Annotated in this window: 19 protein-coding genes; 4 read left to right on the top strand and 15 right to left on the bottom strand. The window is 72.9% G+C overall.

From position 1 onward, the window contains the following. Nucleotides 1–39 precede the first annotated feature (39 nt). Nucleotides 40–1,107 carry a ferredoxin reductase gene (locus tag ACLE50_RS15555; RefSeq protein ID WP_410944263.1) on the bottom strand — a complete coding sequence of 356 codons (1,068 nt, stop codon included), beginning with the start codon at nucleotides 1,105–1,107 and terminating at the stop codon, nucleotides 40–42. 87 nt (nucleotides 1,108–1,194) lie between these two features. On the opposite strand from ACLE50_RS15555, the gene ACLE50_RS15550 reads away from it, so the two are divergent. Then, the gene (locus ACLE50_RS15550) at nucleotides 1,195–2,013 is read left to right on the top strand and encodes a MerR family transcriptional regulator (RefSeq protein WP_410944262.1); all 819 of its coding nucleotides are present in this window, start codon (nucleotides 1,195–1,197) and stop codon (nucleotides 2,011–2,013) included. Nucleotides 2,014–2,278: 265 nt separating this feature from the next. Here the strand turns inward: ACLE50_RS15550 and dapA are convergent, their stop codons facing one another. The 8 genes from dapA to ACLE50_RS15510 form a co-directional block, all read right to left on the bottom strand. Continuing rightward, on the bottom strand, nucleotides 2,279–3,157 hold the full coding sequence (gene dapA / locus ACLE50_RS15545) for a 4-hydroxy-tetrahydrodipicolinate synthase (RefSeq protein ID WP_410944261.1): 879 nt from the start codon (nucleotides 3,155–3,157) through the stop codon (nucleotides 2,279–2,281). Between the two features lie 57 nt (nucleotides 3,158–3,214). Then, the gene (locus ACLE50_RS15540; RefSeq protein ID WP_410944260.1) at nucleotides 3,215–3,994 is read right to left on the bottom strand and encodes a hypothetical protein; all 780 of its coding nucleotides are present in this window, start codon (nucleotides 3,992–3,994) and stop codon (nucleotides 3,215–3,217) included. 111 nt (nucleotides 3,995–4,105) lie between these two features. Next, nucleotides 4,106–4,627, bottom strand: a complete 522-nt coding sequence (locus tag ACLE50_RS15535) for a GNAT family N-acetyltransferase (RefSeq protein ID WP_410944259.1) — start codon at nucleotides 4,625–4,627, stop codon at nucleotides 4,106–4,108. Next, nucleotides 4,624–5,034, bottom strand: coding sequence for a nucleoside-diphosphate kinase (gene ndk, locus ACLE50_RS15530; RefSeq protein ID WP_410944258.1), 411 nt, complete (start codon nucleotides 5,032–5,034; stop codon nucleotides 4,624–4,626). The genes ACLE50_RS15535 and ndk overlap by 4 nt, the downstream gene beginning before the upstream one ends. A 44-nt stretch (nucleotides 5,035–5,078) precedes the next feature. Continuing rightward, the gene (locus tag ACLE50_RS15525; RefSeq protein ID WP_410944257.1) at nucleotides 5,079–5,483 is read right to left on the bottom strand and encodes a DUF4233 domain-containing protein; all 405 of its coding nucleotides are present in this window, start codon (nucleotides 5,481–5,483) and stop codon (nucleotides 5,079–5,081) included. After that, the gene (locus ACLE50_RS15520; RefSeq protein ID WP_410944256.1) at nucleotides 5,480–7,156 is read right to left on the bottom strand and encodes a bifunctional folylpolyglutamate synthase/dihydrofolate synthase; all 1,677 of its coding nucleotides are present in this window, start codon (nucleotides 7,154–7,156) and stop codon (nucleotides 5,480–5,482) included. Before ACLE50_RS15520 ends, ACLE50_RS15525 begins: the two co-directional genes overlap by 4 nt. Before the next feature lie 3 nt (nucleotides 7,157–7,159). Continuing rightward, a complete protein-coding gene (locus ACLE50_RS15515; protein ID WP_410944255.1) occupies nucleotides 7,160–9,796 on the bottom strand; it encodes a valine--tRNA ligase in 2,637 nt (878 codons plus the stop codon). Between the two features lie 49 nt (nucleotides 9,797–9,845). After that, nucleotides 9,846–11,195 (bottom strand): acetamidase/formamidase family protein, encoded by a 1,350-nt coding sequence (locus ACLE50_RS15510; RefSeq protein WP_410944254.1) that lies wholly within the window; start codon nucleotides 11,193–11,195, stop codon nucleotides 9,846–9,848. A 156-nt stretch (nucleotides 11,196–11,351) separates the two neighbouring features. Between ACLE50_RS15510 and ACLE50_RS15505 the strand changes: the two genes are divergently transcribed. After that, complete coding sequence (locus ACLE50_RS15505; RefSeq protein ID WP_410944253.1) at nucleotides 11,352–12,119, top strand: alpha/beta fold hydrolase; 768 nt, start codon at nucleotides 11,352–11,354, stop codon at nucleotides 12,117–12,119. A gap of 3 nt (nucleotides 12,120–12,122) precedes the next feature. On the opposite strand, the gene ACLE50_RS15500 is transcribed toward ACLE50_RS15505, so the two are convergent. Together ACLE50_RS15500 and ACLE50_RS15495 are read right to left on the bottom strand one after the other, a co-directional pair. Beyond that, nucleotides 12,123–12,608, bottom strand: a complete 486-nt coding sequence (locus ACLE50_RS15500) for a hypothetical protein (protein WP_410944252.1) — start codon at nucleotides 12,606–12,608, stop codon at nucleotides 12,123–12,125. Further along, nucleotides 12,605–13,810 (bottom strand): MFS transporter, encoded by a 1,206-nt coding sequence (locus tag ACLE50_RS15495; RefSeq protein WP_410944251.1) that lies wholly within the window; start codon nucleotides 13,808–13,810, stop codon nucleotides 12,605–12,607. The genes ACLE50_RS15500 and ACLE50_RS15495 overlap by 4 nt, the downstream gene beginning before the upstream one ends. Nucleotides 13,811–13,929: 119 nt before the next feature. Here ACLE50_RS15495 and ACLE50_RS15490 point away from each other — a divergent pair, with 119 nt between their 5' ends. Then, nucleotides 13,930–14,358 carry a PPOX class F420-dependent oxidoreductase gene (locus ACLE50_RS15490; RefSeq protein WP_410944250.1) on the top strand — a complete coding sequence of 143 codons (429 nt, stop codon included), beginning with the start codon at nucleotides 13,930–13,932 and terminating at the stop codon, nucleotides 14,356–14,358. 82 nt (nucleotides 14,359–14,440) lie between these two features. After that, nucleotides 14,441–15,439 carry a family 43 glycosylhydrolase gene (locus ACLE50_RS15485; protein ID WP_410944249.1) on the top strand — a complete coding sequence of 333 codons (999 nt, stop codon included), beginning with the start codon at nucleotides 14,441–14,443 and terminating at the stop codon, nucleotides 15,437–15,439. A gap of 4 nt (nucleotides 15,440–15,443) precedes the next feature. Here the strand turns inward: ACLE50_RS15485 and ACLE50_RS15480 are convergent, their stop codons facing one another. From ACLE50_RS15480 to ACLE50_RS15465, 4 genes are all read right to left on the bottom strand, one after another. Continuing rightward, entirely contained in the window at nucleotides 15,444–16,988 is a 1,545-nt protein-coding gene (locus ACLE50_RS15480) for an alkaline phosphatase D family protein (RefSeq protein WP_410944248.1), read from the bottom strand. A gap of 192 nt (nucleotides 16,989–17,180) precedes the next feature. Continuing rightward, the gene (locus tag ACLE50_RS15475) at nucleotides 17,181–17,444 is read right to left on the bottom strand and encodes a DUF6457 domain-containing protein (RefSeq protein WP_410944247.1); all 264 of its coding nucleotides are present in this window, start codon (nucleotides 17,442–17,444) and stop codon (nucleotides 17,181–17,183) included. Next, a complete protein-coding gene (locus ACLE50_RS15470) occupies nucleotides 17,444–17,590 on the bottom strand; it encodes an MFS transporter small subunit (RefSeq protein WP_410944246.1) in 147 nt (48 codons plus the stop codon). Before ACLE50_RS15470 ends, ACLE50_RS15475 begins: the two co-directional genes overlap by 1 nt. Beyond that, nucleotides 17,587–18,981: an OFA family MFS transporter gene (locus ACLE50_RS15465; RefSeq protein ID WP_410944245.1), complete on the bottom strand. Its 1,395-nt coding sequence runs from the start codon at nucleotides 18,979–18,981 to the stop codon at nucleotides 17,587–17,589. Before ACLE50_RS15465 ends, ACLE50_RS15470 begins: the two co-directional genes overlap by 4 nt. Nucleotides 18,982–19,122: the final 141 nt, after the last annotated feature.

Here is a 19,122-nt window from a genome sequence, read left to right as displayed (position 1 = left end):
GGTGACCTCCTCGGATCAGTGGTTCGCGGGAAGGACGGTTCAGGGGGTGTCGATGCGCGCCGGGCCGCAGGCGGAGTTGATGCAGGTCTGCACCATGTCGCCGGGCTCGCCGTGCAGCTCGCCGGTGCGCAGGTCACGGACCTGGCCCTCGCGCAGCGGCAGGACGCAGCCGAAGCAGATGCCCATCCGGCAGCCGCTCGGCAGCAGCTTCCCGGCGGCCTCGCCGGCGTCGAGCAGGCTCTGACCGGGCTCGACCTCGACGGTGTCCTCGCCCAGCTCGACGGTGCCGCCGGTCCCCTCGACCGCGCCGAAGCCGGGCGGGGCGAACCGCTCGGCGACGACGTCGTCGCCCCAGCACCCGGTCAGCGCGTCGAGCAGGCCCTCGGGGCCGCAGGCGTAGACGGCGCGGTCAGCGCGGTCGGGCACCGTCTCGTCGAGGGTGCCCGGGTCGAGGCGGCCGGTGACCGCGCTGTGCCGGAACACCACCCGCAGCGACGGGTGCCGCGCGGCCAGGGCGGCCAGCTCGGCGCCGAAGATCGTGTCCTCCGGTGTGCGGGCGCTGTGCACGAGCACGGCGTCGGGCATCGTCCCGGCGCGGTCGAGGGTGCGCAGCATGCTCATCACCGGGGTGATGCCGCTGCCCGCGGTGACGAACAGCAGCTTCTCCGGCAGCGGGTCGGGGAGCGTGAACTCCCCCGCCGCCCGGTCCAGCTCGACGATCGTGCCGATCGGCAGGTCGCGGACCAGCTTGGTGGAGACGACGCCGTCCGGGACCTCCTGGACGGTGATCGTCAGGTGGCCGGAGTCCTCGGGCGAGGAGAGCGAGTAGGAGCGGCGGTAGCGGACGCCGTCGACCTCGATGCCGACGCCGACGTACTGGCCGGCGCGGTGCCCGGCCCACTGGCGGCCGGGCTCGATGGTGACCGAGACGGCGCGCGGGGTCTCGCGGCGGCGGGCGACGACGCGGCCGCGCAGCGAGGTGGTCGACCACAGCGGGTCGAACAGGGTGAGGAAGTCCTCGGGCAGCAGCGGCGTGGTCAGGGCGCCGGCCGCGGCCAGGAGCCGCCGGCGCCGCGAGGGGTGCGCCGTGGAAGCGGATCGGAACATGACATCGACTCTGGCGAACTTGATGTCACATTGCAAGTCCGACTTACAGGTGGACCGTGTCACATGCTCGTTTGTTAGGGTCGTGTCATGGACGACGAGGCCGACCTCGAGGGCTGGCAGACCATCGACGAGCTGGCTCGCGCCAGTGGCGTGACGGTGCGCAACATCCGTGCGTACCAGTCCCGCGGTCTGCTGCCTCCGCCGCAGGTCAGAGCACGTACCGGCTACTACGGCCCGGGCCATGCGGCCCGCCTGGAGCTGATCAAGGACCTGCAGGACGAGGGCGTCAAGCTCGACACCGTCAAGAAGCTGCTGGACACCACCGGCGGATCGACGGAGCAGGTCGTGCAGTTCATCCGGACGGTGCGCGAGCTGTTCGCGCCGGAGGACCGGCAGATCGTCACGCTCGCCGAGCTGGCCCAGCGTTACGAGGCGACCGACCCGGGGCTGGCCAAGCGCGGCGTGAAGATGGGGCTGCTGCGCGAGCTGGGCGAGGACACCTACGAGGAGATCAGCCCGCGCCTGATGTCGGCCGCGGCCGAGCTGACCGGCCTGGGCATCCCGATCTCGCGGTCGCTGGACGTCGTCGAGCAGCTTCGCAAGCACGCCGACGCCGTCGCCAAGCTCTACGTCGACCTGTTCCTCGGCGAGATCTGGCAGCCGTTCGACGCCGAGGGCCGTCCCGAGGAGGACTGGCCGCGGGTCTACGACACGATCGACCGCATGCGCCGGATCTCCGGCGAGGTCATGATCGCGACGCTGGAGCTGGCGGTGTCCGAACGCGTGGACGTCACCTTCGGCCGCGACATCGTCCGCAACGTGCGCACGAGCAGCGCGGTCGACGCCGGGGACACCGCCACAGCTCGGGAGCCCGGCGACACGACCCCGTCCGACGCCGGGAGCTGACTGAGCGCTCCCGGCCGTCTCCCTGTGCGGTGCTGCTACAGCGCGCGGTGCGACTGCGGCGGGGAAGGCGGCGGTGGGCCATCTGCGACCCGGCGGTGGGGCACCTGCGAACCACGTCAACAGGTGACGTAGTTCCGGAACGCCTCACCCGCTGAGGCGTTCCGCAGGAGTGTTCGCCCGGAGGCGGCTCCGAGCCGGGCACCGGTGACCGGAAGCGCGCAGCCGGAACCGGGCCCGGGCAGGGACGGCCCAGGCGCGCCCGCTCTCAGCCCAGCAGCCCCGCGGCCCGCAGCGCGGCGCGGACGTCCTCGTGGTGCCACTCGTCCAGCGGCACCAGCGGCAGCCGGATCCCACCGGGCATCAGGCCCAGCTCGGCCAGCGCCCACTTCACCGGGATCGGGTTGGGCTCGGAGAACAGCGCGGCGTGCAGACCGGCGAGGTCGGCGTCGAGCGCGGCGGCGGTCTCGGCGTCGCCGGCGACCGCGGCCTTGCACATCCGCGACATCATCTCGGGCGCGACGTTCGCGGTGACCGAGATGTCGCCGTGGAAGCCGGCCAGCATGGAGGCGCGGGCGGTGCCGTCGTCGCCGGAGTAGAGCGCGAAGTCCTCCAGGCCGAGCGCGACGAGCTCGCGCACCCGGTCCAGGTCGCCCTTGGCCTCCTTGAGCCCGACGATGTTCGGGAGCTCGGCCAGCCGCGCGACCGTCGACGGCAGCATGTCGCAGGCCGTCCGGCCGGGGACGTTGTACAGGTACTGCGGGATGTCGACGGTCTCGGCGATCCGCTTGAAGTGCTGGTACAGGCCCTCCTGCGGGGGCTTGTTGTAGTACGGCGTCACCAGCAGCGCACCGTCGGCGCCTGCCGCGCGGGCGGCGCGGGTGAGGTGGATGGCCTCGTCGGTGGAGTTGGCGCCGGTACCGGCGATGACCGGGACGCGCCCGTTCGCCACCTGGATCGTCCGGCGCATGACCTCGGTGTGCTCGAGCACCGACAGCGTCGCCGACTCGCCGGTCGTCCCGACGGACACGATCGCCGACGTCCCGCCGTCGATCTGCCGCTCGACGAGCTCGCCGAGAGCCGAGTGGTCGACCTCGCCGTTCTCGTGCATCGGGGTCACGATCGCGACGATGCTTCCAGTGATCACGCTTGGCCTCCCAGGTCCTGCCGACGTCCGGCAGGGACGGTAGCAAGCCGGTCGTGCTCAGCCGACCGCGATACGGGCGGGCTCCACCGAGCGCCGGATCCGCCGCGCCGCCTGCACCACCACCACCGCCGCGATCAGCACCGCGACGACGGTGACGGTGACCGGGCGCCCGTTCGCGGCCACCCCCACCAGCGCCCAGACGACGGCCGCGGCGAACCCGCCGATCCCCCCGGACGACGAGCCGACCACCGACAGCACGACGGCGGCCAGGATCACCAGCAGCAGGACGGCCGCGGTCTGCGGGAGGACGCCCTCGTCGGGCAGGCCGACCGCGTCCCCGGCGGCCATGAGACCGAGTACGAGCGCGACCGACGACCAGCCGAGGTAGATCGAGACCGGCAGCCGGAACGCGATCCGTTCGGCCCATCCGTCGGCGGGGACGCGGGCCTGCCGGGAGAACGCGACGGCGAGCACGACGACGAGCGCGACCAGCACCAGCTCGGCGAGCAGCACGTGCCGTGCGGAGAACGCGGCGATCCACAGCGAGTTCAGCACCGCCGACGCGGCCAGCCACCAGCCGACGCGGCGCTGCACCTCCCGCGCCCGCTGGGCCGGGAGCAGCCCGAACCCGGCGAGCCCGAGGAACCCCAGGTAGATGAGCCCCCAGATGCCGAACGCCCAGCTCGCGGCGAGCAGCGGGGTGTCGTAGTCGCGCGCCACGTCACCGATCGAGGATCCGCCGAGGGCGGCGACGAGCACCTGCACGAGCGCGAGCACCGCGACGACCACCCCGCGGACGAGGTCCGCGGAGGTCGGGCGCGGGGTCAGGACGGTCATGCCGCTCATGGTGACCCCGCGCCGCGCCCCGTGCCATCGGGACGAGCGTCACGGTCGGGTCCCGATCCCGTGACGGCGCACCCTCGGCGGTGTCGGTGCCACCTACCAGGTTCAGAGGTACCGGACGAACAGGTGGACGTCGCGGTCGTCGTCGGCGGAGAGCCGGACACCACCACCGAGGCGGCCGTACTCGGTGAAGCCGCGGTCGGCGTAGAAGTGCGGCAGCGGGGTGCCGCCGCGGGCGCCGAGCGTGAGCATCGTGAAGCCGAGCTCACGAGCATCGGCGACGGCCGCCTCGAGCAGCGCGCCACCGAGGCCGTTGCCCTGCAGCTCCGGGCGCACCATGAGCCGCTGGACGTCGGCCCGGTGCGCGGCGATCCCGCTGCCCGGGGCCAGGAACACGGTGCCGTCCGGTGCCGCCGGGTCCCCGGCGACGATCATGCGGGTGGTTCCGGCGGCCACGGCGGCGATGGTGGCCGCGGCCAGGTCCCGGATCTCACCGGGGTCCCAGCCGGGCACGAAGTCCACGGCCCCGCCGGCCTCGGTGACCGTGATCCACAGGTCACCGAGGGCCTCGGCGGCGCCGGGTGGCGGATCGACGACCCGGCGCAGGGCCGGACCGCCTGCGGTCACAGGCCCGGGAACCAGAGCTTGATCTCCCGGTCGGCCGACTCCGGGGAGTCCGAGCCGTGCACCAGGTTCGAGCCGGTCTCGAGGGCGAGGTCGCCGCGGACGCTGCCCGGGGCGGCCTTCTCGACCGGGTCGGTCCCACCGGCGACCTGGCGCCACGCGGCGATGGCCCGCGGGCCCTCGACGACGGCGGCCAGCACCGGCCCGGAGGTGATGAACTCGAGCAGGGACTCGAAGAACGGCTTGCCGTCGTGCTCGGCGTAGTGCTGGGCCGCGAGGTCGCGGTCGACGGTGCGGAGGTCGAGGGCGACGAGGTCGAGGCCCTTGCGCTCGATCCGGGCGATGATCTCGCCGACGAGCTTGCGCTGGACCCCGTCGGGCTTGACGAGGACGAGAGTGCGTTCAGTCACGATCGCCAGGGTATCGGGGGTGCGCGCGGCGGTCGCGGCGCCCCTCACCCGTCCTGCTGCGACGGCAGCGTGCCCGCCGCCATCCGCCGGGCCACCTCGCGCCGCATCCACAGCAACACGCCCCAGACCACGACGAACACGATCCCGAGGATGCCCAGTGCGGGTACGAACACGAAGCCGGCGACGACGAGCAGCACCTGCAGCACCACGGCGGCGGTCAGACCCCACGGGCGCCGCTGCAGACCGGACAGCACGATCATCGCCAGGGCGAGTGCGAGGACGACGCCGAAGCCCACCGGCGAGCCGTCGACGACGAGCAGCGCGAGCAGTACCGCGATCGCCTCGATGATCAGCGTCGCGGCGAAGATCCCGCGGGCGCCCTTCATCGGGTCGGTCGGCGGCGGCCGGACGCCCTCGGGGACGCCCGGGATGCTCGGCGGTTCGCTCACGCCGGCTCCAGGCCGAACAGTGCGCGCGCCTCGCCCGCGGTGACGACGGAGCCGGTGACGACGACGCCGACGCCGGACTCCCCGCCCTCCTCGGCGATCTCGGTGCCCTCGTCGATCGCGGCCTGCAGGCTCGGCGAGACGCTGACCCGGTCGGCGCCGAAGACCTCGGTGGCCAGCGCACCCAGCTCGTCGGCGTCCATCGCGCGGCCCGAGGAGTTGGTGGTGACCACGACCTCGTGCAGCACCGGCTCGAGCGCCTGCAGGATCCCGCGGGCGTCCTTGCCGCGCAGCACACCGAGCACGCCGACGAGCCGGGTGAACCGGAACTCCCCGCTCAGCGCGGTGGCCAGCGCCTTCGCCCCGGCCGGGTTGTGTGCGGCGTCGAGCAGGACGGTCGGCACGTCCGAGCCGCCCTTGACCGGCTCGAGCCGGCCCGGCGAGCGGACGGAGGCGAACGCGGCGCGCACGGCGTCGGCGTCGAGCGGCTGGGCGGTGCCGGCCCCGATCAGCGCCTCGGCCGCGGCCAGCGCGACCGCCGCGTTCGACGCCTGGTGCTCGCCGTGCAGGGGCAGGAAGACGTCGTCGTAGCGGCCGGACAGGCCCTGCAGCTCCAGGCGCTGCCCGCCGACGGCCATCTCGCGCTCGACGACGCCGAACTCGGCGCCCTCCCGGGCGACCTGCGCGTCGACCTCGGCACAGCGGTCGACGAGGATCTCGGCGACCTTCTTGTCCTGCGCGGCGAGGACGGCGACCGAGCCCTCCTTGATGATCCCGGCCTTCTCCCGCGCGATCGCCTCGATGTCCTCGCCGAGGTACTCGGCGTGGTCCATCCCGATCGGCAGGACGACGGCGACGTGCGCGTCGGCGACGTTGGTCGCGTCCCAGCTGCCGCCGAGCCCGACCTCGATCACCGCGGCCTCGACCGGGGCGTCGGCGAAGGTGGAGAACGCCATCGCGGTCAGCACCTCGAACTTGCTCAGCGCCGGGCCCTCGCCCCGCTTGGCGTCGACCAGGTCGACGACCGGCTCCACCTCGCGGTAGGCCTCGACGTAGCGCTCCGGGGTGATCGGGCGGTTGTCGAGATTGATCCGCTCGGTGGCCCGCTGCAGGTGCGGGCTGGTGTAGCGGCCGGTGCGCAGACCGACCTCGGTGAGCAGCGCGTCGATCATCCGCGACGTGGAGGTCTTGCCGTTCGTGCCGGTCAGGTGGGCGATCGGGTAGCCACGCTGCGGCTCGCCGAGCGCGTCGCAGAGCGCCTCCATGCGCTCCAGCGACGGCTCCATCACCGACTCCGGCCAACGCCGGTCCAGCGCCGCGTCGACGGCGAGGAACTCGGCGTAGCCGGCGACGCTGGACTGCGCCGGGACGACGTCCGGGGTGTCGCCACCGCGGATCTCGTCCAGCACGGCCGCGATCACGGCCTCCTGGGCGTCCTTCTCCGGGCTGTCGGCGTCGCCTGCGTCCTCGCGGGCGGCGGCGTCGGAACGGTCCTCCTCGTCGTCGCCGGGCTCGTCACCGCCCTCACCGCCCTCGGCGGCACCGGACTCGGTGTCGGTGTCGGTGTCGGACTCGATGTCGGACTCGGAGTCCCGGCCGAAGCCGCCCTCGGCCCAGCGGTCCCCGCCGTAGGTCGGCGAGTCCTCCTCGTCGAACTGGTCGTACTCGCGTGCCACGGGTCAGGCCTCCGGAAGCGCGGCCAGCCGCGCCGTGATGCGGTCGATGTCGGCCAGCGCGGTCGCGTGCCGGGAGCGGATCCCGTCGACGACGTCGGCCGGCGCCTTCTCGGTGAACTTCGGGTTGGTCAGCTTCTTGTCCGCCTGGTCGCGCTCCTTCTCCGCGGCGGCCAGGTCCTTGCCGAGCCGCGCCCGCTCGGCGGCGACGTCGATCGCCCCGGAGGTGTCCAGCTCGACGGTGACCGGGCCGCCCGAGGTCACGACCTCGAACGTCGCGGTGGCGGAGAACTCCTCCCCCGGCTCGTCGAGCCGGTTGAGGAACCGCAGCGCGGTCTCGTGCGCGGACAGGCCGGCGTCGGCGAGGCCGGTCAGCCGCGCGGCGACGGACTTGCGGTCCGGCAGTCCCTGCTCGGTGCGGAACCGGCGGACCTCGGTGATCACCTTCTGCGCGTCGGCGACCCGGGCGGCCGCGGCCGGGTCGGCCGGGGCACCGGCGGTCTCCGCGGTCGGCCAGGCCGCGGTCACGACCGTCTCGCCGCCGGTCAGCGCGGTCCACAGGACCTCGGTGACGAACGGGGTGATCGGGTGCAGCAGCCGCAGCAGCGCGTCCAGGACGTGCCCGAGGACCGCCTTGGTGCCCGGCGCGGTCGCGGGGTCGTCCAGCTGGGTCTTGGCCAGCTCGACGTACCAGTCGGCCAGCTCGTCCCACGCGAAGTGGTAGAGCCCCTCGGTCGCCTTCGCGAACTGGTAGGCCTCGAGCAGCTCGTCGGTCTCCGCGCGGACCTCGGCGAGGCGGCCCAGGATCCAGCGGTCGGCGTCGGTCCGGTCGGCCTCGGCGGGCAGCGGCGCGCTCGCATCGGCCCCCTTGGACAGTGCGAAGCGGGTGATGTTCCAGAGCTTCGTGGTGAAGTTCCGCGACGCCGCGACCCAGTCCTCGGACAGCGACATGTCGGTGCCCGGGTTGGAGCCGCGGGCGATGGTGAACCGCAGCGCGTCGGCGCCGTAGGCGTCCATCAGCTCGAGCGGGTCGATGACGTTGCCCTTGGACTTCGACATCTTCTTGCCGTGCTCGTCGCGGATGAGCCCGTGCAGGTAGACGTCGCGGAACGGGGTCTCGCCCATCGCGTACGTCCCGAACATCATCATCCGGACGACCCAGAAGAACAGGATGTCGTAGCCGGTGACCAGCACCGAGTTCGGGTAGTACTTCGCCAGGTCCGGGGTCTCGTCCGGCCAGCCGAGGGTGGAGAACGGCCACAGGCCCGAGGAGAACCAGGTGTCGAGGACGTCGGTGTCCTGCTGCCAGCCCTCGCCGGTGGGCGCCTCGTCGTCCGGACCGACGCAGACGACCTCGCCCGCCGGGCCGTACCAGACCGGGATGCGGTGGCCCCACCACAGCTGCCGGCTGATCGTCCAGTCGTGCATGTTGTCGACCCAGTCGAAGAACCGCTTCTCCTGCTCGGCCGGGTGCAGCACGGTCGCGCCGGAGCGGACGGCCTCCCCCGCGGCGCGGGCCAGCGGTTCGGTCTTCACGAACCACTGCAGGCTCAGCCGCGGCTCGATCGGGACGCCGGTACGCGAGCAGTGCCCGACCGAGTGCAGGTAGGGGCGCTTCTCGGCGACGATCCGGCCCTCGGCGGCGAGCTCCTCCCGGATCGCGCGGCGCGCCTCGAACCGGTCCATGCCGTCGAACCGGGTGCCCGAGCCGGCGATCGTGCCGGTCTCGTCCATGATCGTCGGCATCGGCAGGTCGTGGCGACGGCCGAGCTCGAAGTCGTTCGGGTCGTGCGCCGGGGTGATCTTGACGGCGCCGGAGCCGAACTCCGGGTCGACGTAGTCGTCGGCGACGACCGGGATCATCCGGCCGGTGATCGGCATCCGGATCTCGGTGCCGACCAGATTCGCGTAGCGCTCGTCGCCGGGGTGGACGGCGATCGCGGTGTCGCCCAGCATCGTCTCGACCCGGGTGGTCGCGACGACGACCGAGGCGTCGCCGTCTCCGTAGCGCATGGAGACGAGCTCGCCCTCGACCTCGGCGTGGTCGACCTCGATGTCCGAGATCGCCGACCGCAGCGCCGGGGACCAGTTGACCAGGCGCTCGGCCCGGTAGATCAGCCCGTCGTCGAACATGCGCTTGAAGACCGTCGAGACGGCGCGGGACAGCCCGTCGTCGAGTGTGAAGCGCTCACGCGACCAGTCGACGCCGTCGCCGAGGCGCTGCATCTGCCCGAGGATCGAGCCGCCGGACTCGGCCTTCCACTCCCAGACCTTCTCGACGAAGGCCTCACGGCCGATCGCGTGCCGGTCCGGCTCGCCTGCGGCGGCCATCCGCCGCTCGACGACCGACTGGGTCGCGATCCCGGCGTGGTCCATGCCGGGCAGCCACAGCGCGTCGTAGCCCTGCATCCGGCGGCGCCGGGTCAGGACGTCGATCAGCGTGTGGTCCATCGCGTGGCCCAGGTGCAGGCTGCCGGTGACGTTCGGCGGCGGGATGACGATGCTGAACGCCGGGGCGTCGGACGCCGGGTCGGCCTGGAAGTAGCCACGGTCGACCCAGCGGCGGTACAGCTCGCCCTCTACCTCGCCCGGGTTCCACTTGGCGGGCAGGTCTGCGGTACGCGCTGGCAGGGTCTCGGTCACATGTCAAGTCTACGAGTCGGCACCGACAGGTTTCCGGGCCCCCGCGGGGTCATCGGGCTCCGAAATGCGCCTTGCTGATCACTCCGTGGACGCCGACGGTCTTGTCGACGACCTGCGACACGACGAAGTCCGCGGTGGCCGAGAGGTATGCGTAGGCGGTGGGCCGGTCCATCCCGCGGTCGGCCTCCAGGAAGTCCAGCGCGTTCACCACCGCGCGGCGCATCGCGACGTCCAGGTCGGTGTTCTGGCCGTGCGCCGCACCGTCCGGATCCGACAGCCCGATCGGGATCCACGACGACGGCGTCTCCCCGAACGGGTAGGAGAACGCCGGTGACGGCGCGGTTCCCTCGCCCTTCCGGCACACGGTCAGCCGGAACGTGCCGCGCAGCGAGCCCTCCAGCGCGGTCAGCGCGACCTCGCCGTCGCCCATCGCCAGGTGCGGGTCGCCGACGTAGAACAGCGCCCCCTCCGAACGGACCGGCAGGTAGAACGCCGAGTCCGGGCCGAGCAGCCGGATGTCGATGTTGCCGCCGCCCAGCGTCGGCGGCACCGAGTTCAGCTCCGGCGCGTTCTCCGCACCGGCCCGCGCGTGCGCGACGCCCATCGTGCCCATGAAGGGACGCAGCGGGAACGCGGCCTGCTGCCCGTTCCCGAACGGCATGACCGCCTGCGGGGCGCCGTCCTGGCCCGGGCGGACCTCGGTGAACACCGAGACGTTGCCGTAGCGCTGCGGGTCCTTCGTCGCGCGGCCGTCGGTGCCGACCGGGGGCATGATCTCGTCGATGGTGATCCCGGCGGGCGGCCCGCCGTTCGCGGCGCGGGCCAGCGCACCCTTGCCGTGCCGGGAGGAGACGACGCCGTAGGGCACCCGCGGGACGACCGAGAGCGTCTCGACCTTGAGCACGTCACCCGGGCGGGCGCCCTCGACGAACACCGGTCCGGTGATCACGTGCGGGCCGTCGGTGTCGAAGTCGCGCGGGGTGCGCCGGTAGTCGCGGGCGATCGCGACGGCGTCGGCGAGGACCTCGTCGCGGGCGACGCCGTGCCGGCCGAAGTAGGCGACCGGGTCGCGGCCCTGGTCCTCGAGGATCCCCTCGTGGGAGACCGCGTCGATCGTGACGGTCTGCCCGGACCGGATCGTCAGCACCGGCTCCGCACCGATCGCGGGCACATAGCCCCAGCGCACGGCCTCGGGCGTCGACTCCAGGTAGTGGTCGCCGGGGATGTCGCCGGCGCGGGGCTGCAGCGGGCCGTCCGGCAGCGGCGTCACGTCCGCCACCGGTGCCACCGTGGTGCCGCAGCCGCTCGCGCCGGTCGCTGCGGACGCCGCGGCGGCGGCCAGCAGGAACTGGCGCCGGCCGAGCCCGTCGCGCAGCCGGGACATGATCGGGTCGCTCATGGGTGCGAACACTCGTCGCCGCCCGTTGCCCGCGGATTGCCGGGACGCTGCGCCGGGTTACGACGACCGTCCCGCCGGATCCCCGCCCGACCGCTCAGTTCCGCGCATGCGGGCGGTCATCCCTCCTGTCGCATCCGTCCGGCCCCGGGAGACCCGATGACCTCCGCCTCGACCACCGTCGCGCTGCACCACGAGATCCACGGCGAGCCCGGGACGTCGCCTCCGCTGCTGCTCGTGCACGGCGGTGCGGGCACGATCGGCACCAACTGGAGCGCGACGATCCCGGAGTTCGCGCGGGACCGCACCGTCGTCGCCGTCGAGCTGCAGGGGCACGGGCACACCCCGCACGCCGACCGCGCGTACACGTTCGCCAACTCCGCCGCCGACCTCGCCCGGCTGGTCGACGAGCTGGGCGTCGGGCCGGTCGACGTCCTGGGGTTCAGCAACGGCGGCCCGACCGTCCTGACGTTCGCGCTGCACCGCCCCGACCTGGTCCGCCGGATCGTGGTGGCCTCCGGTTTCGTGCACCGCGACGGCATGGTCGACGGCTTCTGGGACGGCTTCGACGGCGCCGGCGTCGGCGCGATGCCCGCACCGCTGGCCGCGGCGTACCGGGCGATCAACCCCGACCCCGCGGACCTGCAGCGCATGTTCGATCTCGACGTCACGCTGATGCGGGAGTTCCGGGACTGGGACGACGAGACCCTGGCCGCGCTGCGCGCGCCCGCCCTGTTCGTCGGCGGGGACCACGACATCGTCCGGCCCGGGCACACCGTGCGGATGGCGGAGCTCGTCGGTGACGGGCGGGCGCTCGTGCTGCCCGCCGGGCACGGTGACTACCTGGGCGTGGCCGACGCCGGCCCGCCCGATCCGGCGCTCACGGCCGCCTGCCTGGCCCTGGTCCGCCGCTTCCTCGACGGCTGACGATCACCCCAGCAGCGCACAGAACGCCCTCGGCCACCCGACCACGCCCGCCGCGTCGCCGCGCAGCAGTACGGCCGGATCGAGCCGCCGCACCTGTCCCGACGACGGCTCGAACACCAGCCACGCGCCACCGTCGAGCCCGAGGACCAGCACCCAGTGCCGCGGGATCCGCGCCCCGACCAGCAGCGGAACCGGGTTCCCCGCGGCCACGGCGGCGGTGACCGCCCGGGCGGTGCGAGCCGACCAGCGCCGGATCCGGAACCGTCCGGCGGCCGGGGCGTGCCGGCGCAGCCAGGCCCGCATGCCCCACGGGGTCGTGCCGAGGAACCGCGGCCAGACCCGGTTGGCCTGCCGGTGCGCGGCCCGCTGCGCCGCGGCCGGCACGTCGACCGGCGTCGCACCCTCGGCGAGCGCGGCGGTCACCAGCAGCACCGTCGGGCCGCAGGAGACACCGTCGGCCTGGCGGGCGAGTACCTCTCCGGCCTTCACCGCGCCAGGGTCTCCCGCCGGTCCACCCCTCGCGCGACGAGCGCCAGTCCGATCGCCCCGACGGTGAGTACCGCGCCGATCAGCGGGGGCGACGTCAGCCCCCACCCGGCGGCGATCGCCAGCCCACCGAGTGCGGGCCCGAGCGAGTTGCCGACGTTGAACGCCGAGGTGTTCGTCGCGCTCGCCAGCGTCGGCGCCGCCCCGGCCAGGGAGAACACCCGCGCGTTGAGCGGAGCGGCCGCGACGAACGCGACGAACCCGAGAGCGACGGCGACGACCGGCGCGAACCCGGGAACCGCAGCGGTGAGCCCGAGCAGGGCCAGCAGCAGCGTCGCCCCGATCAGCGCAGCGAACAACGTCCGCCAGAGGTGCCGGTCGGCGAATCGGCCGCCGAGGGTGATCCCCGCCAGCGACCCCAGCCCGAGCGCGACCTGCACGACGGGCACCGCGGCCGCGGGCAGCCCGGCCACCGTGATCAGCAACGGCGTCAGGTAGGCCAGCATCGCGATCATCCCGGCCTGGTAGAGCGCGGTCGTGCCGAGGGCGAGCCACAGCCGTCCGCGCCGGAACACCGCGGTCTCCGACGCCAGGCTCGGTGCCTCCCCGCGACCGCGGCCGCGGGGCACCATCGCGAGCACGCCGACCAGACCGGCCAACCCGAGCAGCGCAATCATCCAGAACGTGGCCCGCCAGCCGAACGACTGCCCGACCAGCGTCCCGAGCGGGATACCGACGACGTTCGAGACGGTCAGCCCGGCCAGCAGCCGGGCGAGCGCACGGGCCCGGTCGGCGGGCCCGACCGAGGACACCGTCACCACAGCGGCGACCGCCCAGAACCCGCCGGTGCCGAACGCGGTCACGACCCGCACCACGAGCAGCAGCGCGTAGCTACCGGCCAGCGCGCCCGCTACGTGCGCAGCGACGACCACCACGAGCATCGTCACCAGCGTCGTGCGGCGGGGCAGACGCAGCGTCAGCACCGCCATCAACGGCGCGCCGACGATCATTCCGACGGCGAAGGCGGAGATCAGGTAGCCGATGTCGGAGACCGAGACCCGCAGGTCGGTGGCCATCTCCGGCAGGATCCCGGTGATCACGAACTCGCTGGTGCCCAGCACGAAGATGCTCAGCGCCAGAACGGTGACGACCCGCGGCACCCGCGTCCGGACGACCGTCGTGACCGGCTCGGTGCCGCACGCCATGGCTGCTCCCGTCTCGCGACGCCCCTTCGCCGGAGCCAACACCACCCCACCCGTCCGATCATCCCGTTTTCTCTCCGATTTCCCGACAGCGTCCTCGGCCCGGCCCTACGCTCGCGGCCATGACCGAACCGAAGCTCTCCCCCGAGGTCGTCGAGTTCCTCAACGCGGGCACCCGCACCGGCATGCTGGGCTGGACCGCACGCGACGGCCGACCGCTCGTCGCCCCGGTCTGGTTCCTGGTCGAGGACGACACGCTCGTCTTCGACACCGGCGCCGACACCGCGAAGGGCCGCGCGATCGCCCGCGACCCACGCGTGGTGCTGACCGCGGACCTGCCGGAGCCGCCGTACGCCTTCGTGCAGGTCCAGGGCGTCGCCGAGATCATCGAGGACCTCGACGAGGTCCGCCGCACCGCCACCGCGGTCGGCGGCCGCTACATGGGTGCCGACCGCGCCGAGGAGTTCGGGAAGCGCAACGGTGTGCCCGGCGAGATCGCCGTCCGGATCCGGCCGACCAAGGTCATCGCCCAGCTGGACATGACCGCCTGACCCGTCCCTCGCCCGGGTGGTCCGGGCACACACCCGGGCGCGTCCGGGAGCGGTTGCGGCACAACACCCGCACCGTGAACGGGTGCCTCGCTCCCGCCGCCTCACCCAGCTGGCCCCGACGGTCGCCGCCGTCGCCGCGCTCGTCCTGACGGCGGGAGCCGCGCAGGCCGCGACCGGCGACCCGGCTCGCCCGTTCGGTGGCCGCGCGGTCGACGGCTACTACGCCGACCCGGCCATCACCGTCGTCGGCAACACCTACTACGTCTACCCGACGACCGACGGCGAGGGTGCCCGCGACGCCTCGTTCACCGCCTGGTCCTCGACCGACCTCGTGCACTGGCGCAAGCACGGCCCCGTGCTGAGTCTGGGCAAGGGCAAGGACGTGACCTGGGCGAGCCGCAACGCCTGGGCGCCGGCGATGGCCGCGGCGAACGGCAAGTTCTACCTCTACTACGCCGCCGACGAGAAGATCGGCGTCGCGGTCGGGGACTCCCCGGTCGGCCCGTTCCGCGACATCGGCAAGCCGCTGGTGACCGCGAACCCGGGCGGCGTCGGCGTGCCGATCGACCCGGCCGTCGTGCGGGCCCCGGACGGCACGCGCTGGCTCTACTGGGGCAACCAGCAGGCCAACGCGGTGCCGCTGAACAAGGACATGGTCTCCTTCGACCGGTCGAAGATCCGGGTGCTGAAGGGCCTGAAGAACTTCAGCGAGGGCCTCGACGTGGTGCTGCGCAAGGGCACCTACCACGTCACCTACTCCATCGGGGACTTCCGCGACCCCGACTACAAGGTCGGCTACGCGACCGCCCCGACGCCGACCGGCCCGTTCACCTACCACGGCGTGCTGCTGTCCCAGGACCCGAAGCAGAAGATCCGCGGTACCGGGCACGGCTCGATGCTGCAGGTGCCCGGCACCGACGAGTGGTACTACGCCTACCACCGGTGGACGGTCCCGAACGGCAACGCCTACCACCGCGAGGTCACCATCGACCGCGCGCGGATCGGCAAGAAGGGGCTGTTCGGCCGGATCGCGCCGACGCTGTCCGGCCCGTCGCCGCGCCCGGTGCCTCCGCTGGCCTAGACGCTCAGGCGCGGCGCAGGGTGGTGCTCCACAGCGAGCCGCCCTCCTGGTCGCGCAGGTTCACCTCCAGCGTGCTGCCGTCCGGGGCGACCTCCAGCTCACCGAAGTGCTGGAACCCCTCGGCCGGCGAGGCGCCCTGCCGCGACGGCCCGCGGACGAACTCGACCTTCGGCCCGAACGTCGGGTCCAGCGGGTTCGGCCCGAACGCTCCGGCGTGCAGCGGCCCGGACACGAACTCCCAGAACGGGTCGAAGTCGGCGATCGCCGCACGGTCCGGCGAGTAGTGGTGCGCGGCGGTGTAGTGCACGTCCGCGGTCACCCAGACCACGTTGCGCACCTTCTTGCGGGCCAGCGCGACGAGTACCCCGGCCAGCTCGGACTCCCGGCCCGACGGTGCGCCCGGCTGCCCGTTCGCGACGGCCTCCCAGGCCGTGTCGCCGTCGGGCACCTGGATGCCGATCGGCATGTCGGACTGCACGATCTTCCAGGTCGCCGTCGACGACGCCAGTGCGTCCACCAGCCAGCGGGCCTGCTTCTCCCCCAGGATCGCCTCGTGCGGGCCGGTGTTGGCGTCGTTGGGCGTGCGGTAGGTCCGCATGTCCAGCACGAACACCTCGACGTGCGGGCCGAACGGCATCCGCCGGTACACCCGGCCGTCGACGGCGAGCGCACGGTCGGTCGGCTGCCACTCGTGGAACGCCTGGAACGCGCGCTTGGCGAGCACGTCGACCCGCTTCTCGGTGTAGTCCTCGGCGACCTCGCCGGTGAGGATCTCGCCCGGGTACCAGTTGTTGATGACCTCGTGGTCGTCCCACTGCACGAACTGGCCGACCGAGGACACGAAGCGGCGCACGTTGTCGTCGCGCAGCGTGTAGGCCTGGGCTCCGCGGTACTCGGCGAGGGTCTCGGCGACCTTCGTCTTCCCCGGCGCGAGCTCGTTGCGGTACACCCGCCCGTCAGGCAGCGTGACCGACTCCTTCAGCGGGTTGTCGGCGTAGATCGTGTCGCCGGAGTGCAGGAACAGGTCCGGGCACCGGTCGGCCATCGCCGAGTAGATCCGCATGCCGCCGGTGGAGCGGTCGATCCCCCAGCCCTGCCCGACGACGTCGCCGGACCAGAGGATGCGGACCCGCTCACCCCGGCCGGGCACGGCCCGGAAGGTGCCGGTCATCGCCTCGCTCGCCGGGCCGCCGTCGAGCGGCTCGGCGTGCACCCGGTAGTGCACGGTGCCGGAGTGGGCGGGGACGCGGAGCTTGCCGGTGAGGTCGGTGTCCGGGGTCAGGACGGGGCCGCGCAGCACGCGGGCGTCGCGGAACCCGGCGTCGCGGGCCACCTCGACGACCATGCGCGACGGCCGGTCGGCGCGGGTCCAGACCAGGCCGGAGCCGGGCCGGACGTCGCCGGCCTGCACTCCGGAGAGCAGCGGGCGGCCGGAGCGGACGAGGGCGGGGGTGCGGGCCGTGGCGAGCCCGGGGACGGTGAGCGCCGCGGCGCCGGCGAGGCCGCCTGCGGTCGCGGTGCGGAGAAAGGCGCGTCGGGACGTGATCACCGCGCCGTTCTAGCCGGTTCGGGTGAACGCGGGATGGACGCCGGGTGGTGCCGGTCCGTGATCTTTCCCGCGGTCACCGAGCAGGTCGTGGTGCCGTTCACGACCGACGGCGCCGGACACGACGACGGCCGGGCAGGACTGCCCGGCCGTCGCGTGCGTGCCCGTGCGGGAGGTGCCCCGAGCGTGAGCTGCTCAGCCCTCCCAGCTCTCGGCCTTCGCCACGATCCGCTCGGAGAGCTCGCCGACGACGTCGTCGGGCTTGTCGGCCTTCCCGGCCGCGAGGCCGAGCAGGTAGGCGGTGACCGGGGCCGCCGGACGGGAGACCCCGTGCGCGACGTCCGAGGTCAGGTCCAGGATCCGCTCGACGGTGCCGACCGCGTCGACGTCGTCGAGTCCCAGTTCGGCGGCGACGGCGGTGACCCACTCCGCCATCGCGTTGCCCTCTGCGCCGGCCATCAGCCGAACAACGCCGGGATCTTGAGGACGAGCTGGTACAGGCCGTAGGCGAACGGGACACCGACCCAGACCCAGGCCAGTACGGCCCCGATCCACTGCACCGGTCCCCAGTTCGCACCCCCGGCCGGGGCTGCTGCGCTGGTCATGCCTGCGCTCCCTTCGTCTCGGACGCCGTGCCGGCGGGTTCGGCCGGCGGCTCGTGGAACCTATCGCTGACCGGCTTGATGAGCTCGTTGCACACGAAGGCGATCACCAGCAGCACGATCATGATCACGAAGGCGATGGTGTAGCGGGCGGGGCCCTCGACCCCGGCCTCGATCCGGGCGTCGGCGATCGCGTTGACGATCAGCGGCCCGAGCACGCCCGCGGTGGACCACGCGGTCAGCAGGCGGCCGTGGATCGCACCGACCTGGTAGGTGCCGAACAGGTCGCGCAGATAGGCGGGCACGGTGGCGAACCCGGCGCCGTAGAAGGACAGGATCAGTACCGAGGCGATCAGGAACACGACCCGGTTCCCGCCCTCGAGCAGCGTGATCAGCAGGTACAGCAGCGCGCCGACGCCGAGGTAGATCCGGTACATGTTCTTGCGGCCCAGCACGTCCGACAGCGACGACCAGGCGATCCGGCCCGCGGAGTTGGCGAGCGAGAGGATCGAGACGAAGCCGACGGCGGCCGCGGCGAGGCTCTCCGCCGGGCTCGATCCGCGGAAGAAGTCCTGGAAGATCGGGTTGGCGCGCTCCAGGATGCCGATGCCCGCGGTGACGTTGAAGCAGAGCACCACCCAGAGCAGCCAGAACTGCGGCGTGCGGATCGCGTTCTTCGCCGAGACCTGGGCGGTGGAGATGAGCCCGCTCTTCTTCGCCGACGCCGGGTCCCAGCCCGGCGGCAGCCAACCGTCGGCCGGCACCCGGATGAGCAGCCAGCCGACGGACATGAAGACCAGGTAGATCAGGCCCATGACCAGGAACGTCGACCCGATCCCGGAGGCCGACGCCTCCGGGCCGGACCCGCCGAACGCCTTCAGCAGCGACGCCGTCAGCGGGGACGCGATCAGCGCGCCGCCACCGAACCCCATGATGGCCAGACCGGTGGCCAGGCCCGGCTTGTCCGGGAACCACTTCATCAGCGTGGACACCGGCGAGATGTAGCCGACGCCCAGGCCGATGCCGCCGACGAAGCCGTAGCCCAGCACCACCAGCCAGTACCAGCCCAGGTAGAGCCCGAGCGCGGAGATGAGGAACCCGGCCACGAAGCAGGAGCTCGCCACCACCATCGCCCAGCGCGGGCCGTTGGTGTCGACCTTCGTGCCGAACAGCGCCGAGGACAGCCCCAGCATGATGATGCCGAGGGTGAACGGCAGCGCGGTCGCGACGCCGGACAGGTCCAGCGCGGTCGCCAGCGGGGTCTTGAACGCGCTCCAGGCGTAGACCTGGCCGATCGCCAGATGGATCGACAACGCCGCGGGCGGGACGAGCCAACGGCTCCACCCCGGTGGCGCGACGATCCGCGCCCTGGTCAGGAAACCGGCCTCCGCCATGCGCTGCACTCCGTCCTCGGGTCCGACGGGGACACGCTAAGCAGTCCCCGACCCTCACAACAAGAAAATCGGGGATTGCGATACGACAACTTCGTGAATCAGACATCGAATCATCCGGATGTATGATCGGGACAGTCGATG

This window comes from Pseudonocardia phyllosphaerae (genome assembly GCF_046546475.1).
Lineage (GTDB): Bacteria > Actinomycetota > Actinomycetes > Mycobacteriales > Pseudonocardiaceae > Pseudonocardia > Pseudonocardia phyllosphaerae.
This window is presented reverse-complemented; position numbering and strand designations above follow the sequence as displayed.